The organism is Granulicella cerasi, from assembly GCF_025685575.1.
Lineage (GTDB): Bacteria > Acidobacteriota > Terriglobia > Terriglobales > Acidobacteriaceae > Granulicella > Granulicella cerasi.
On record NZ_JAGSYD010000001.1, the window covers coordinates 669367 to 685471 of the forward strand.

The 16105-nt window shown below is 61.8% G+C and carries 13 protein-coding genes; 6 read left to right on the plus strand and 7 right to left on the minus strand.

Features of this window, described 5'->3' with window-relative positions:
- Positions 1–15: 15 nt before the first annotated feature.
- Positions 16–1416 (minus strand): amidohydrolase family protein, encoded by a 1401-nt coding sequence (locus tag OHL11_RS02860; RefSeq protein ID WP_263369967.1) that lies wholly within the window; start codon positions 1414–1416, stop codon positions 16–18.
- Positions 1417–1599: 183 nt separating this feature from the next.
- Entirely contained in the window at positions 1600–2493 is an 894-nt protein-coding gene (locus OHL11_RS02865; RefSeq protein ID WP_263369968.1) for a LysR family transcriptional regulator, read from the minus strand.
- A gap of 452 nt (positions 2494–2945) precedes the next feature.
- Here OHL11_RS02865 and OHL11_RS02870 point away from each other — a divergent pair, with 452 nt between their 5' ends.
- Together OHL11_RS02870 and OHL11_RS02875 are read left to right on the plus strand one after the other, a co-directional pair.
- The gene (locus OHL11_RS02870; protein WP_263369969.1) at positions 2946–6149 is read left to right on the plus strand and encodes a TonB-dependent receptor; all 3204 of its coding nucleotides are present in this window, start codon (positions 2946–2948) and stop codon (positions 6147–6149) included.
- Positions 6150–6355: 206 nt separating this feature from the next.
- Positions 6356–6841 carry a carboxypeptidase-like regulatory domain-containing protein gene (locus OHL11_RS02875; RefSeq protein ID WP_263369970.1) on the plus strand — a complete coding sequence of 162 codons (486 nt, stop codon included), beginning with the start codon at positions 6356–6358 and terminating at the stop codon, positions 6839–6841.
- Positions 6842–6853: 12 nt separating this feature from the next.
- Here the strand turns inward: OHL11_RS02875 and OHL11_RS02880 are convergent, their stop codons facing one another.
- Together OHL11_RS02880 and OHL11_RS02885 are read right to left on the minus strand one after the other, a co-directional pair.
- Entirely contained in the window at positions 6854–7987 is a 1134-nt protein-coding gene (locus OHL11_RS02880) for a trans-sulfuration enzyme family protein (protein WP_263369971.1), read from the minus strand.
- Entirely contained in the window at positions 7984–9165 is a 1182-nt protein-coding gene (locus OHL11_RS02885; protein WP_263369972.1) for a trans-sulfuration enzyme family protein, read from the minus strand. The genes OHL11_RS02880 and OHL11_RS02885 overlap by 4 nt, the downstream gene beginning before the upstream one ends.
- Before the next feature lie 258 nt (positions 9166–9423).
- Between OHL11_RS02885 and OHL11_RS02890 the strand changes: the two genes are divergently transcribed.
- The 3 genes from OHL11_RS02890 to OHL11_RS02900 are packed head-to-tail and all read left to right on the plus strand — an operon-like array spanning position 9424 to position 11774.
- Positions 9424–9984: a phage tail protein gene (locus OHL11_RS02890; RefSeq protein WP_263369973.1), complete on the plus strand. Its 561-nt coding sequence runs from the start codon at positions 9424–9426 to the stop codon at positions 9982–9984.
- 18 nt (positions 9985–10002) lie between these two features.
- Complete coding sequence (locus OHL11_RS02895; RefSeq protein WP_263369974.1) at positions 10003–10800, plus strand: aspartyl/asparaginyl beta-hydroxylase domain-containing protein; 798 nt, start codon at positions 10003–10005, stop codon at positions 10798–10800.
- Positions 10797–11774, plus strand: a complete 978-nt coding sequence (locus OHL11_RS02900; protein WP_263369975.1) for a sulfotransferase — start codon at positions 10797–10799, stop codon at positions 11772–11774. Before OHL11_RS02895 ends, OHL11_RS02900 begins: the two co-directional genes overlap by 4 nt.
- Here the strand turns inward: OHL11_RS02900 and cysC are convergent.
- Entirely contained in the window at positions 11771–12322 is a 552-nt protein-coding gene (gene cysC, locus OHL11_RS02905) for an adenylyl-sulfate kinase (RefSeq protein ID WP_263369976.1), read from the minus strand. The two genes, OHL11_RS02900 and cysC, sit on opposite strands and share 4 nt — an antisense overlap.
- A 52-nt stretch (positions 12323–12374) precedes the next feature.
- Here cysC and OHL11_RS02910 point away from each other — a divergent pair, with 52 nt between their 5' ends.
- Positions 12375–12905 carry a hypothetical protein gene (locus tag OHL11_RS02910; protein ID WP_263369977.1) on the plus strand — a complete coding sequence of 177 codons (531 nt, stop codon included), beginning with the start codon at positions 12375–12377 and terminating at the stop codon, positions 12903–12905.
- Here OHL11_RS02910 and OHL11_RS02915 read toward each other — a convergent pair.
- Complete coding sequence (locus tag OHL11_RS02915; RefSeq protein WP_263369978.1) at positions 12902–13774, minus strand: GNAT family N-acetyltransferase; 873 nt, start codon at positions 13772–13774, stop codon at positions 12902–12904. The two genes, OHL11_RS02910 and OHL11_RS02915, sit on opposite strands and share 4 nt — an antisense overlap.
- Positions 13771–16074 carry a tetratricopeptide repeat protein gene (locus OHL11_RS02920; protein WP_263369979.1) on the minus strand — a complete coding sequence of 768 codons (2304 nt, stop codon included), beginning with the start codon at positions 16072–16074 and terminating at the stop codon, positions 13771–13773. The genes OHL11_RS02915 and OHL11_RS02920 overlap by 4 nt, the downstream gene beginning before the upstream one ends.
- Positions 16075–16105 lie beyond the last annotated feature (31 nt).

A 16105-nucleotide genomic window follows, 5' to 3' on the forward strand; every position in this document is an offset into this window, starting at 1 on the left:
TGAGGGCGCAGAGAGTTAGTGCGGCGTATGGTTCTTGTCGAGCGCGACGTCGTAGCGCTGCATGATCGAGGTGTACTGCTCCTGCACATGGCGGCGCATTGGAGCGAGGTCGAAGCTGATGAACTCACGGTTCTTCATCACCACGCGGCCGTCGATGACGACCGTGCGCACATCGCGTCCATTGCAGTTTTGCGAGAGCGTGATGACGGGATCGACCACAGGGAACTGGTCGAAGTCCGTCTTCGCGACGAGCACGACGTCGGCAAGTTTGTTCACTTCGAGCGAGCCGATCTTGTCGGCCATGCGCGCAGCGCGAGCGCCGTTGCGGCAGGCGAGCTTCAACATCTTGTCGTAGCCGATCGGCGCGCCGGAGTGGAAGAGCGTGCCGTACTCGATCGTCTGGCCGAGCACCGCAAAGTGCGCGACCTCAAACATATCGAGCGTGCATCGGCCACCAGGGCCGTCTGTGCCGAGGCCGCACGCGATGTCGCGGCGGATCATCTCGTAGAAGCGCTGCGGGCCAACGCCGTAGTTGCCGAAGGAACAATGACACGCAGAGACCTTGCGCGCGGCATAGAGATCGAGTTCTTCATTCGTCAGCAACACCGAGTGCGCAGCGTGAATGTGCTCATGCAGCGAGCCGATCGAGTCCATGTACGCCGGTGGTCGCTTGCCGTACTCGTTCACGGTGAAGTCGACTTCGTACGTGCCTTCGGAGAGATGTGTGTGAATCGGCACGTTCAGCTCTTTCGCAAGGTGCGTCATGCCGATGCGAAGCTCTTCGGTGTTCACGATGATCTGCCGCAGCGAAAGCCATGCGCCCACGCGATCGTTGTCCTTCCAACGCTTCACCAGCGCTTCGTTTTCCTTGAGCGCCTGCGCGGTGGTCATGCGGTAGTTGGACGGCAAGGTGTCGTCCATGTCCATCGTGTTCAGCGAGACGAAGCCGCGGATGCCCACGTCCATCGCCGCGCGGCCCATCTCATCGGGATGAGGTCCGCCGGCTTCAAGGAAGCACGTTGTGCCGACCGAGATCATCGACGTGTAGCCCGCAATCGCGCTGCAATACACGTCTTCCGGCGTCAGCCCGCTCTCGAAGGGAACGTAGTAGTTTTTCCAGTGCGGGGCCTTCGATGCATGTTTGCGATGGATCGAGGCGAGCTTGCCGCGTAGCAGCTGCTGGCCTGTGTGATAGTGGGCGTCGATCAGACCGGGCATCGCGATCATGCCGCTGCCGTTGATCGTTTCCTTCGCGTTGTAGAGAGCGGCGGCCTCGCTTGCTTTTCCGATCCACGCGATCTTCTTGCCCTGCACGGCGATGGCGCCATCGAGCAGTACGGTGTCGTGATCGTCGAAGGTAACGACATCACAGCCGGTGATCAGAAGGTCTATGGGCGTAGGGGCAAACGCATGCATCGCGAAAAGATCCTCACAGTGAAAGTGGTGGATGTCTCATCGGCGGCGATGCTTGCCTATTGCTCGGCGGGAAGCTGTCCGCAACGTTGTGTTGTTTGGGCTGATTGAAACACAACTGCGCACAAACAACCAATCGAAGTTTGAAAATGGCTGATCGAAGAACCTGATACAGAGAGGCGGAGCTTAGAACGAATACTGATTGCAGACTTCGCGTGCGATGGCGACGGCGGCGCGGATGATCGGGGAATCATCCTCTGTGCGTGTGGCGATGCCGATCTCCGAACAGATATCGTCTTCCAGCAGCTCGCGTACGGCAACGCCTTCGACGGCGGAGTTAACGACCATGCTGGGAAGAATCGCGATGCCTTCGCCGGCCGCGACCAGCGCGGGGCCAAGGTACATCTCATCGATCGTGTTCGACACCATCGGCTGAAAACCCGCCTTGATACATCGCTCGATGATGCGGTCGTGAAAGCCGGGCGCCCACTTGCGGCCGTAGAGAATGAAGCGTTCCTCCTGCAGATCGGAGAAGCGGATCTTCTCCTGCGCGGCGAGTGGATGCGACTCGGGCAGACAGATGACCAGCGGCTCATGATGCGCGGGGATGATGCGCAGGCCCTTGGCTTCCACCGGCAAACGCACGAAGCCGATATCGAGCGCAGAGAGTTGCAACTCTTCCACGGTGACGCTTGTGTGCAACGAGAAGAGATCGAGCTTCACATGCGGGCATGTGCGGTGGAAGCGCGTCGTGATGTTTGGCACGATCTCGCGCGAGGCCGAAGGTGGAAAGCCAAAGCGCAGGCGCACGGTTTGTTCGTTGGCCGCGCGTTTCGCGGCGAGCGCGGCTTCCTGCGCCGTGGCGAGCGTGTTCTTTGCGCCATCGAGGAAGGCTTCTCCTGCGCGCGTCAGCGCCACGGTGCGGCGGCTGCGATCAAAAAGCAAAACGCCTAGCTCTTGCTCCAGGCGTTGAATCTGTGCGGTGATGGCTGGCTGAGACAAATGCAGCGTACTCGCCGCCTGGACGAAGCTTCGCTTCTCCGCGACGGTGACAAACGCGTTGAGCGTTCTCAGTTCCAAACTAACCTCCCGGGGCTAGGGGCAGTCCATTGGCGCAAATATCTATCAACTGTGGCAAGAAGTCAATGGACAGTCGTACCACCACATCGCGCGACGACCGGATAACGCCCATGTATTTCAGATTTGTAAAAAATGATTGGACGCGATCCGGGGTGCATGTTTGAATCGAAATCAACTTGCAATAGTTACCCCTTTCATCAGGTCGCCTTCGAGCCGGTTTCTTGAGCCACTCAACCGGGACGCGGGATTGGTGTAGGCAAAACCAAGTCCACGAACTCGGTTCAACCTGACGGTGTTTTCGCTGTATCGCAGCATTTTTTCTGTTGTCTCTTGCTTTTGTCTGCCTGACTTATGAGTGGATCGCGAGACTCATAGGCTGGTGCGTCCTCCACCGTTATTCGCCGGACTATTTCTGCTATCGCCGGCTCGCTAAGTTTGATGGAGAACTGCTTATGTCTTCGCCCGTACGCGATCTCACGGCTGCGTTTTGTCGCCGTATTCCTTACCTTGCCGGTGGTCTTGCACTTTCCGTTGCGATGACCGCATCGGGCCAGTCACTGGCCGGCCTTGGTGCTTTGAATGGTGTTGTGCGTGATCCTTCCGGCGCTGTGGTTCCCGGCGCTGACGTGGAACTCGTCAACAAGAACCTGGGCGTCGATCGTCACCTGAAGTCGACCTCCGACGGTCTTTATCTCTTCCCTTCGCTGAACCCTGCCAACGGCTACGTCATCATCGTGACCGCCCCGGGCTTCGGCACCGCCAAGACCCTGCCGCTCTCTGTGCACGTGGGTGAACAGCTTGCCGTGCCGATGACGCTCTCCGTCAGCAGCAGCGAGAGCGTGACCGTGTCGGACGCCACCGCGCCGGTCGTCGACACCGCTAAGACCGAAAACTCCGCGCTGATCAACCAGGAGCAGATCACGAACCTGCCGATCAACGGCCGCCGCGTGGACCAGTTCGCGCTGCTTTCGCCGGGTGTCGTGCAGGACGGTACCTCGGGTGAAATCTCCTTCCACGGCATTCCGTCGGGTAACGCCTTCCTCCAGGACGGTGTAGACGTCACCAACCAGTGGTTCGTGCAGAACGCCGGCGGCAGCGCTGTGCTGTCCAACATCTCGCAGGACGCCGTGCAGGAGTTCCGTACGGAAATCTCCGGTTACTCGGCTGAGTTCGGTCGCGGCGCCGGCGGCGTGGTCAACACGATCACCAAGAGCGGAACGAACATGTTCCATGGTGGCGCGTTCTGGTTCTTCCGCAATCGCACGCTGAACGCCACCGACCTCTTCTCCAAGCGCACGGTGAACGGTGTTTCCACGGCCTTCAATCCGCCGGAGTATCGTCACCAGTACGGCGGCACGGTAGGTGGTCCGATCATCAAGGACAAGCTCTTCTTCTTTGCCAGCTACGAAGGCACGAAGCGTAACTTCCCCATCCAGTCGACGATTCTCAGCTCGACCGTGCTGGACGCCAACGGCCAGTTGATCACCGGCGCGGCGCAGGGTTGCGATACGACCGTTGCCACTGCGGCACAGTGCGCTGCGGTGCAGACTTACCTCAACCGCTTCCACAACGCCACCGTACCGCGCAGCCTGCAGCAGAACGGCGGCTTCGGTCGTTTCGACTGGCGCCAGAGCGAGAAGAGCACATGGACCTTCACGGGCAACGTGCTGAATTATTCGGGTAACCACGTCGGCGTCTCGTCGGCCGCGGTCACCGACGGCAGCGGCACCTCAGCCGCCGATTACAACGTCAGCACGCACATCCGTAACGGCCACATCTCGAACACCTACCTGGTGAACACCCGCATGGTGAACGAGTTCCGCCTCGGCATCAATAAGGACCGCCGCTTCCAGGGCCTGCCGAACGATCTGCTGCCCCCGGGCACGCTGCGCTCCGCGCTCTCGGTCGGTCCGGTCAGCAACCTGGGCGTGTCGGTGAATGCTCTGCCGAACGTACAGCCGAGCGAAACCCGTTACACCTTCGACGACAACTTCTCGATCACCAAGGGCAAGCACCTCATCAAGGTCGGCACCAGCCTTGCTTACCTGCGCAGCTACGAGAACGGTATCTACAAGGGACCGGGCCAGTACACCTATAACAACTTCACCACCTGGGCACAGGATCTGACGCCGCTCGCGACCGATCCCCTGGCCGGCCGTCACTACGCTGGCTTCACGCAGTCCATCGGCCATCCCATCACCCGAATCACCATCCGCGATTACGACTTCTTCGCGCAGGACCAGTGGCAGATTACGCAGAAGCTGCTGCTGAACCTCGGCGTACGTTACGACTACGCGACCTACACGCAGCCGCCGACCCCGGCATTTGCCGCCACGGACAGCCGCGTCGGTCCTATCAACCAGCCGAAGCTGAACTTCTCGCCGCGTATCGGTTTCTCGTGGTCGGAGTTCGGTGGCAAGACGGTGGTCCGCGGCAACTACGGCATCTTCTTCAACCGCCTGCCCGGTGCGTCGATCACGCGTCTGCAGCAGCTCGGTGGAACGGTGCGTAAGTCGCTTCCGACGATCACGCCGTCCGTCAGCTACGCACCCACCTACCCGGCCGTACTCACCGATGCCGCTCTCTCGACGATTCCTTCCTCGAGCGTGAACACGGGCTTCACCAAGCCCGGCCTCTCCACTCCGTATGTGCAGGAAGCTCAGCTCGGCATCGAGCAGGAGCTCACCCGGAACACCAGCTTCAGCGTGGGCTATCTCTGGGCCCGCGGTCTGAAGTTCCTGCAGCGTTCGGACCTCAACATCGGAGCACCGACCGGCAGCGAGACCTACACGGTCACCGAGCTGAACGGTTCCACGCACCAGCTCGTTCTGCCGACCTACCTTGCCACCGGCAAGCGGTACTCGCAGTACGCGCAGGTGCTGCAGATCGATAACTCGGGCCGCATCTGGTACGACGGCCTGCTCATGGAACTGAAGCACCGCGCCAGCCGCTTCCTGGAAGGTTCGATCAACTACACGTGGTCGAAGGCACAGGATCTGACGCAGGGCGCTGCCAGCAGCAACTACTACTTCAGCGATACGACCGATACGCTCTTCAATGGCGCGTTCCCGGTCAACGGCCGCAGCGGCTACTCGTATGAAAAGGGTATTTCTGCGGAAGACGTTCGCCACCGCGTGGTGATCGCCGGCATCGCTCAGCTTCCGACGGATATGTTCCACGGAGACCTGAAGAAGCAGGCCTTCGGTGGATGGCAGTTGTCTCCGATCTTCGTCTGGGCGACTCCGCAGCACGTGAACTCGGTGCTGACGATCTCGTCTTCCAACAGCGCCTGGTATCAGTCGGGCAGCATCACCGGCCTCGGTGGTGAATCGCCTGCTTACAACCGCGTTCCGTTCCTGCCGGTCAGCAACCTTCCGCTCGGCACCACGGCGCAGCTCGATGCCCGCCTCACCAAGAAGTTCCCGATCAAGGCAGCACAGACGGTCGAGCTGAGCTTCGAGGCGATCAACGCGCTCAACCACATCCGCTACACCTCCGTGAACCAGACGGGTTACACCGCCAACGGTGCCGCGGGTACGATCACCGCTGCTTCCAACGCATGGCCCTCGGGTTATACGCGCGGCACGGCGTCGGGCGGCTTCCCGGACGGCACGAACGCTCGCCGTGCGCAGGCCTCGGTGCGCTACACCTTCTAACTCCTGGCAGGAAACTGCCTTTACCCGACGCCCCGGCTGCTCCTCGCAGCCGGGGCGTCGTCTTGTGCGGCTATCGAAAGATAAGCGCGCCGTCCGCGGCGGGCGTTACGACGCCGAGGCGCGGAAACCACTATGATGAACACAACGTTTCTCACCGAAGGAGGCGTCCGCGCTGCAATCTTCCTCAGCCGCGACGCAACGCTGATATGACCCCGATTTCGACCCTACGCCGCCTGGTTTTGCCGACTCTCTTCATCGCCGCATCCTGCACCGCCATGGCGCAGGCCGGGGTTCCAGGCACAGGCGGAGCGGGGCAGGGCCGCAGCATGGGCCGGCTTTCGCTGGGCGGCTCCTCGGGCGACCCGCACACGCCACATCGCACCATCGTCGGCCAGGTGATCGGCGCGGATGGCAAGCCGGTGCTTGACGCACAGGTTTACCTGAAGAACCTGCGCGACAACTCTGTCCGCATCCTCGCCGTCGACGACGAAGGCAAGTACAACTTCAGCCCGCTGCCCCTTACGCTCGACTTTGAGCTTTGGGCGCAGGAAGGCAACAAGCGCACGATCATCAAGCCGGTCAGTTCGTTCTCCCCGACCGAGTTTCTGAGCATCTCGCTGCGCTTCCCCGAGAAGCCGATCTATGTCGATCCGGTGGTGAAGAAGCCCGCCGCGACCACGGCCAAGCAGTAACCTGCGAAGACCTCAGCCGATAGTGCGGCTGAGGTCTTCCAGCAGATCGTCTACATCTTCTACGCCAATCGACAAACGCACCAGGTCCAGCGGCAGGCCACGCTGCTCGCGCAGCGCAGCAGGTACGCTCGCGTGCGACATGGAGTGCGGCACGCTGATGGTGGAGTGCGTGCTACCGAAGCTCACGGCAATCGCGAACAACTGCGCGTCCTTCGCAATGCGGTTTGCCTCTTCAGGTGAGCTTGCACGGAAGCTGATCACACTGCCGCCACCGCGCGCCTGTTGCGCATGGAGCTCGTGGCGCGCATGAGTTGCAAGCCCCGGAAAGAACACCTGCTGCACCTTCGCGTTTTGCGTCAGTGCCTCGGCGATCTTCATCGCGTTGGTCTGCTGCGCATCCATGCGGAGCTTCAGCGTCTTCAGCCCGCGCAGCAGCAGGAAGCAGTCCAACGGCCCGAGCGCCGTACCTTCGGAGTTCTGCACGAAGCGCAGTTCCTTCGCGATCGCCTCATCGTTGGCGACAAGAATGCCGCCGGTCGTGTCGCTATGTCCGCCGAGAAACTTTGTCGCCGAGTGCATCACCACGTGCGCGCCCAGCTCCAGCGGGTTCTGCAGATACGGCGACATCGTGCTGTTGTCCACGGCGAAGAGCAGCCCCGCTTCTTTCGCGATCGTGCCCAGCCCGCGCAGGTCGAGAATGCGCAGCAGCGGGTTCGTCGGCGACTCCGCAAAGATCAGCTTCGTGGCAGGGTTGATCGCATCGCGCACCTGCTGCAGATCGGTTGCATCGAGATAGCGCACACGAATGTTCGCGCGCTCCAGAATGCTGCCGAAGAGTCGGCTTGTGCCGCCGTACACATCCCAGTCGGCGAGAATCTCATCGCCGGGACGCAGCAGCCGCGTGATCGCCGTCGTCGCGGCCATGCCGCTGGCGAAAGCGAAGCCGTAGGCACCGCCTTCCAGCGCAGCGACCTGGTCCTCCAGCACTTTGCGCGTCGGGTTACCGCTGCGAGAGTAATCGAAAGCGCCATGCATATCGGCGCTTTCCTGCTCAAAGGTGGCGGTCTGGTAAATCGGCGTGGCCATCGCGCCGTACTGGTCGACCACCTCGCTCGCTAGCTGTTGCAGACGCGTGGCGAACTTCATGCCTTCGCTCCGAAGATCGCTGCAAACGCCTGCTCGAAGTCCGCGATGAGGTCCTTCGGATCTTCGAGGCCCACAGAAAGGCGAATGAGCCCGGAGCTAATGCCCAGACGGTCGCGCGTCTCGTCCGAGAGGTCGCAGTGCGAAGCCGTCGCAGGATTCGTGATCAGGGTTTCCACGCTGCCGAGGCTCTCGGCACAGGTGCAGAGCTTCAGCGCGTTCATGAACGCGAGCGCCTGCTCCGTGGTGGCCTTGAGCTCGAAGCTCATCATGCCGCCGAAGGCCTTCTGCTGCTTTTTCGCCAGCTCATGCTGCGAGAACGACTTGAGGCCGGGGTAGTTTACCTTCGCGACTAAAGGATGCGCTTCGAGCCACTCGGCGATGACGCCGGCGTTGCGGCAGTGCACCTCGAGGCGCGCAGGCAGCGTCTTGATGCCCTGCAGCGCGAGCCACGAATCGAATGGAGGCTGAATCGTGCCGATGGTCTTGCGCACCAGGCGCAGACGCTCAGTGATCGCTTCATCGTGCGTTGCCAGCGAGCCGCCGATCGTCGCATTGTGGCCGTCGATGTACTTGGTCGTCGAAAGCATCGAGATGTCCGCGCCGAGGTCGAGGCAGTTCTGCAGCACGGGCGTCATGAAGGTGTTGTCCACCGCGAGCAGCACGCCGGGCTGCTTGTGCGCTACTTCTGCAATGGCTGCAATATCCGTGAGGCGCATCGTCGGGTTCGCGGGCGTCTCCACGAAGATCAGCTTGGTGTTCGGCTTCATTGCCGTGGCCACCGCTTCGGGCTTCGCGGTGTCCACGTAGTCGAACTCGATGCCGAAGTTGCGGATGACCTGGTGGAAGAGGCGGATGGTGCCGCCGTAGATCACTTCCGAGAGGATGACGTGGTCGCCTGCCTTTAGCAGCGCGAAGCAAAGCGTGGAGATCGCCGCCATGCCTGAGCGGAAACAGAGCGCGTGCGCCGTGCCTTCAATCGCAGAGATCGCCTGCTCGAGTGCATTCACCGTGGGGTTCGCGCCGCGCGAGTAGCCGTAGCCCTTGGTGACGCCCACGCTCTCGTGGATGTACGTCGCCGTCTGGTGGATCGGGAAGAGGATCGAGTTCGACTGCTTCTCGTAAGAGCGGTTCGAGTGGATGACCTTAGTGGAAGGCTGAAACGAAGGCTGATCGGACAAGAGAAACTCCCCGGCGCACCGCGCCCTGCGGGTGAAGATGAGCGAAACGCGGCTCGGCGTCGCCGAGCGTGTCTCCATCGATCATCGTAATTACTTCAGAGCGGAGAGGCTAATTCGTTGCAGTCAATGGTGATCTTCGCGCATTCGATGGCGAAAAAGAGTGTTTGACTTTCCGGTGTGGGGCTGCGATGCTTCGGCTGTCACTCATTTCCATACTCGCGTACGTGCGCATTTGCGCAGCCGCACTCAGGAATCGCTATGTCAACGCCTTATATCGGCTCCGTTATGGTTTTTGCGGGAAATTTTGCCCCGCGCGGCTGGGCTCTTTGCCAGGGCCAACTCATGAGCATCAGCCAATACACCGCTCTCTTCTCGCTTCTGGGTACTACATACGGGGGCAACGGTCAGACAACCTTCGGGTTGCCGAACCTGATGGGGCGTTCGATCGTAGGCGTTGGAGCCGGTCTTGGACTGAGCAATATGGTTTGGGGGCAGCTGGGAGGAGTGGAGAATGTGACTCTGCAGCCCGCGCAGATGCCGGCCCATAATCACGTGGTTTCCTTCGGCGCTTCTTCGGCGCTGGCGGACACCACTTCCCCAGTCGGTGCCTATCCAGCTCAGGTAAACTCTGTGGCCTCCGCGGGCCGCAGCGGGACCACGACAAGCGTAATGAACGCTTATACGGCAAGCCCGAATGGAAGTATGGGCGCGGCGACGGTGAGTATCAGTGGCGGCAGCCAACCTTTCGCTGTGCGCAATCCGTATCTCGCCATGAACTACTGCATCGCCCTCGTAGGCCTCTTCCCCTCGCGTAATTAGTCGGATTTGCCGTCAACGATGCTTCGCTGGACCCGCTTGCCCTTTGATTTCGACGTTGCACCTCTGCAGGCAGAGGTGGGATCCATCGTTGAGGAGCAGTGGGTCCCGCACTTCAACACCCACGACTACGATGGTCAGTGGAGCAGCGTCTCGTTGCGCTCGGCTTCAGGTCGTGCGGAGGAGATCGTTCCGCAGAGCTCCAGCGGGGAGTATCTCGACACGCCGCTGATGGCCGCCATGCCTGCACTGGCAGCGGTTGTACGGCAGTTTCAGATGCCGCTGAAAGCGGTGCGCCTGCTGCGTCTTCATGCGGGCTCTCGCGTCAAAGAGCATCGTGACTACGACCTCGGCATGGACGCCGGCGAGCTGCGCTTCCATGTGCCCATCATCACCAGCGACGCCGTGGAGTTCATCGTGGCTGACCGTCAGTTGCCGTTGCGTGCTGGCGAGTCCTGGTATGTCGACTTCTCGCAGCCGCACCGCATCTTCAACGGCGGCACAGAGCATCGGGTGCATCTGGTGATCGACGGCCAGCTCAACGCATGGGCCGACGAGTTGCTGCAGACCGCTGTTCGCGAGATCGCCACCCCTACAAGCGTTCCGCGCGGCATCGAGGCCTTCCAGGCTTTCAGCGAGATGCTCCAGCAGGACAAGCCGCTACGCGCGGCCCTGATGCAACATCGCTCTCCGCCGGAGCTGGTCGCCGCCGTTGCTGCTGCCGCCGTAGAGCGCGGCTTTGCGCTGGACGAGGACGACGTCAACTCTGTGTTGCGTGCCCATCGCGCAGACTGGATCAGTCGGGTGGCCATCCTTTGAACTTCGAAGGCTTCCTTCCTGTACGCGTTCGCTGGACCGAAGAAGGGCCGCGCGTCCAGTGGACGGAGTTCGGAAATCAGCGACTCCTCGCCCCGTTCTTCGAGGACGATATCGGCACGCAGATGCGTGAGCCGTTCCATCAGCTTTTCCGCCGCGAAACCAGCATGGACGAGTTGCTGGCATGGGTGGAGAGCCGCCCTTCGCTACCGCTCGCGGGGAGCGTGCTGCACGTCTCGCGCTGCGGCTCCACGCTGATCTCGCAGATGCTCGCCGCCGTCCCGCACCACGTGGTGGCTTCGGAGCCTGCGCCGTTAGACCAGATTCTGCGCGCTCGGTTTTACCTGCCAGACCTGCCGCGAGAGACGCATCTGCGCTGGATTCGCGGCATGATGGCGGCTTTGGCCCAGCCTCGCGTCGGTGGTGAAGATCGTTTCTTCCTGAAACCAGATTGCTGGCATCTGAACGAGCTCGATCTGCTGCGTGACGCTTTCCCGGACATGCCGCTGCTGATGCTCTATCGCGAACCGCTGGAGGTGATGGTCTCGCACGATCGCGCTGCGGCCGCGTGGGCTGTGCCCGGGATGCTGCATCCGTCAGCGCTGCGGCTGGAGCAGGGCGCGTGGAAGCCCGACGCGCGTGAGGTGTACAGCGCTCGCGCGCTGGCAGGCTTCTACGAAGGCGGCCTGATTGCCGCACAGCAACACGGTGCGATGCTGGTGAACTTCAACGAACTTCCCGCAGCCATGTTCAGCCGCATCAGCCGACACTTCGATCTCCGTCTGGAAGACATGCCGGTGATGCTGGAGCAGTCGCTGCGCAATGCCAAGACGCCGGGAATGCCGTTTGTCGCTGACAGCGAAGAGAAGCGCAATAGCGCGCGTGATGCCGTGCGGGAAGCCACAGAGACGTACCTGCGCGACGTCTATCTGCGGCTGGAAGAGGCGCGGAACGCGCAGCTTGTTCGCGGCTTCTAGCGGGCTGCGTTCTCGATCGCCTTCAGAATGCGTGCCGCGCTCGCATCGACCCTCTCCTCTGCCGTGAAGCAGTGCACGTCGGGTGCGGTCGGCGGCTCGTACGGATCGCTGACCCCGGTAAATCGTGCGAGTTCGCCGCTCCGTGCGCGCTGATAGAGACCCTTGGGGTCCCGCTCTTCGCAGGTAGCCAGCGGCGCATCGACGAAAATCTCCAGAAAGCTCGCTTGGCTCTCGCGCCGTAGCTGCTCGCGCAGTTCGCGAAACGGGCTGATGATGGCGACGAGTACGATTTCGTCCTGGGCTGCGTGCTCTTGAGCGAGGGCCGCGAGCCGCCGCATGTTCGTTTCGCGATCTGCACGGGAAAAGCCGAGATCGCGTGACAGCGTCTGCCGCATCGCGTCGCCGTCCAGCACCGTTGCCGCCTCGCCACGGGCACGGAGGGCCTTCGCCACCGCCTGGCTAAGGGTCGTTTTGCCGGACGCGCTGAGGCCCGTAAACCATAGGACCATGCCCCTGCGCGGTTTTCCGGGTTCAGATTGTGATTGCAAGTCGGCTACTCTCCGGGAGTAAGATTAGTCCATTCTCATCTCAGGACCCCCGATGCCCACCCGTCGTCATTTCCTCTCGCTCTCCGCAGCGGCCGCTACCGGCCTTGCCCTGCCGCGCTCCATACACGCTCTGGTGCCGCAGGAGCAGGTGTTTTCCAACGCGAACCTTGGCGCCTATACGCAGGGCACCATGACCGCTTCGCTCTTTCAGGGGATGATCAACGCAGAGTTTACGGTGGCGCTCGGCAACTATGAGTACTCCAAGATTCGCCTGCGCAAGGTGACGATGGTGAACCCGCCCACTTCAGAACAGGTCGCTGCGGCAAACCAGGGCAAGCGCATCTATCCTGTTGGCGCAGACCTGACGCAAAACCGCGCGCCGTTGCAGCCTTCGAGCTTCACGCTGAGCTTTGATGTCGAAGGGCAGGCCTTTCCAGACGGTACGTACGTCGTGGATAACGGCACGCTCGGCAGCGTAGCGATCACGCTCGCCAGCGGCGGCCCCGGCAAGTGCCTCGCCAGCTTCTCCAGCTTCGTCACGCAGAAGGTCTCGCCGGTCCGTCGCACGCTCGCCACGTTCTAAACAGCACCCATGCGGTTGAAGCTGATGTGATACTCGATGCCTTCTTCAACCTCGGCAATGGGTGAGAGGAAGAGCGCGAAGACATCGCCTTCCTCGCTGACAAACTCATGCGTGTCATTGGACAGAATGGGCTCGTGCGGCCCGTAAAGCTGCACGGTGAAGCTATCGCCCAGGGGGATGCCTGCGTTGCGGTAAGCGGAGCCTGATGCGAGTGGATCGACCGCAACGATGCGCAGCGGTACAGGCGCTGCGCCGGGCACCTGCGTTTGCAGCACCTGGCCGAGACGTCGGCGGAAGTAGCTGGAGCTGCTTCCGGTAACCTCTGGCTGCTCTTCCTGCGCCACCGTTTCAGCCGCTTTGCTAGAGCCTGCTCCTGCTCTGTCGGCGCTGTATTGCATCGGCAGATTGAGGCCGTCTCCCGGGCCGGTCTGCACGAAGCCGAACCGCTCGTACAGCCGTCGCGCCGGGTTGTCGAAGCGCACCGTCAGCTGTACGGGCAATTTCACGCGCTCGGCTGTGGCGATCAGGTTTCGCAGTACGCGTGACCCGATGCCGCAACCGCGAAACTCCTCCCGCAGCGCGATGTCCACCAGCAGCATCCGCTCCGGCGTGCGATGCACATACGTGCGACCGATGCGCTCTTCGCCTGCCCACAAGATGGAGTGGATGGATTGAGGAAACTGCGTGGTGTAGCCGACAACCTGCGCCTTGTGCTGCATGGCGAGCAGCTGTTCCAACGCTTCAGCAGGCAGTGCAAGCGCGGCGTACTGCGGTGCATTCACCTCGCGGAAGAGAGCTGCGAGAAACTCCTCATCCTCGTCGGTGGCTGTCCGCAATTCAAAAGCGATCTCTGGAGCGTTCGACGTCATCGTGTTCCTTTGTTCTTCTCGGACTCTGCCCAGGCGAGGTTGTTTTTCGCGATCTGGAGCGCGGGGTTGATGGCCAGCGCGTGCTGCGCAGCGTTGATCGCGGCGTCCCAGTGCTTCATGCTGGCTTCTCCTGCGGCGATGTTGTTCCACGCCTCGGCCGAATGCGCGTCGAGGGCGAGGGCCCGCTTCGCTGCTGCGATGGAGCCTGCGAAGTCATTCGCTCGATAGAGTGCGAGTGATTTCTCGATCCAGGCTGCGGCCGTAGTCGGTGTGGTCGACGCGATCTTTTGCTGCTGCGTGTACCAGGCGAGATTGTTCTTCGCGATCTGCAGTTTGGGGTCTGCGGCGAGAGCCTGCTGCTCATAGCGAATGGCCTCACTCCACTGCTGCATCGCTCCGTAAGCCGCGCCGATGTTGTTCATCGCTTCGGCCGAGTGGGGGTTCAGCGCGAGCGCTTTCTGCGCGGAGTTCAGCGAGTCCGCATAGCGACCCGCGCGTGATTCGCCAAGCGAGCGGTTGATCCAGAAGGCCGCATCCAGCTGCACGGGATGCGCGAGTTCGTTCGCGGCTACGACGTCGCCGGGAACCGCCGTGAGCGTATCGACAGCGAGCGCGTGTGCTTTCGCTTCATCGCCCTGCGCGGCGTAGGCGCGGATGAGCAAGTCACGCGTGAAGCCGCGCGCGGCGTTCAACTGCATGGCATGTTGCAGCGCCGCGACCGCTTCACTCAGGCGGTTCTGCTCCAGGAGATAACGCCCGTAGAACGCGTAGGTAGTGTCGTCGTTGGGTGCGAGCGAGATGGCACGCTGAAAGTGTCGCTCGGCTTCGCCTGCGCGCGAGCTGTCTCCTGCCGCAGCCATCGCTCCGTTCACCACGCCCAGGTTGATCTCCAGCGTTGGATAGTTCGGCGTGTACAGCAGCGCGCGGTTGAAGTAATCCAGCGCTTCCGGATATCTCCCCGCGGCCATCAATGTCAGGCCGTAGGTCATCAGGCCGCGACCGTTGTGCGGACTCTTCAGCACATCATCGCGCCACAGCGTTTCTTCGTTCAGCCACACCTGGTTGCGCAGGTGCGCGCCATAGGCGTAGCCGCTCAACGCGAGCAGCACCGCGGCGATCGTGGCCGTGCGCATGGCAGAGCTGCTGCGCAGTCCTTCCCATGCGCGCCACCCGCACCACACCACCGCGAGCATCAGCCCGGGGAAGGAGAAGAACATGCGGTGATCATTTTCCAGCTCGCTGAGTGCATAGAGCGATGTCGGCAACTGCGTCAGCACGAACCAGAGGAGACCAAAGGCGACCGGTCTCCATGCGCGCTTTGTCCACGTCTTCACGAGGAGGAAGATCAGCACGGCGAGGAAGAGCAAGCCCGCGCATGCGGCGCCATCGAGGCCCTTCACCGCGCTCAGATCTGTATCGGCGTTCAGGTGCAGCGGTAGAAACAGCGAACTCGTATAGCGCAGCCACACATAGGGCTGCGTAAGCCGATACATCGATGCCGGGATGTCGGAGGGGTGAAAGGTCTTCGGCGTCATCGCGCTCTGAAGCATCAGCAGCGCGACGGTGACGACAACGCTCGGCACGATGGCGAGGAGGCCGCGCTTCCAGCGCGCGGCTTCGAACTCGTCTTCTGCAGGGCGCTCGAAGAAGTACGTCCAGAAGAGCAGCAGCAGCGGGAAGATGGCAGCGGGCGCCTTCGAGAGCATGGCGAATGCATACGGCAAAAGGTAGAGCCCGAATCGTCGCCACTGCGGCAGGCGCGACCAGATCACGATCGCGGCGACGCAGCCCAGCGCGCAGTACACGTCGCCGCGCTGGATCACGTAATCCACGGTCTCCGCCATCGCCGGATGCAGCCCGAACCAGGCCGCTGCGATCAGTGCAGGGAAGAAGTGGTTCGCTACGGGTTCCGTGCTGTCCATGGCGGCTTCGTGAAAGCGCACGAGCACGTAGACCATCAACAGGAAGAAGAGCAGCGTGCTGATGTGGAACCACACCGGGTTCAGCCCATGCCCGAGCGCATAGTCGATGGCAAGCGTGGTCGAAACGAGGGGACGATACGTGCGGTTGAGCGGAAGCACGCTGAAGGTCGTAGTGTCGGTGAAGAAGCGCGGAATGTTACTCAGCGAGCGGATCGCACCGTTGTCGACCACCGTGTGAGAGTCGTCGAAGTGGAAGCCGTCGTGCAGCGAATTTGCATACACGGCGACGACGGCGATCAGCAGGCATACCAACCAAAGCCAACGATGACGCGTGGAAACTGCCCGCACCGTGGCTACGGGACTCTGCATGGATGCCATCTGAATCTTCTTCTCCGAAAACTTAGGAATT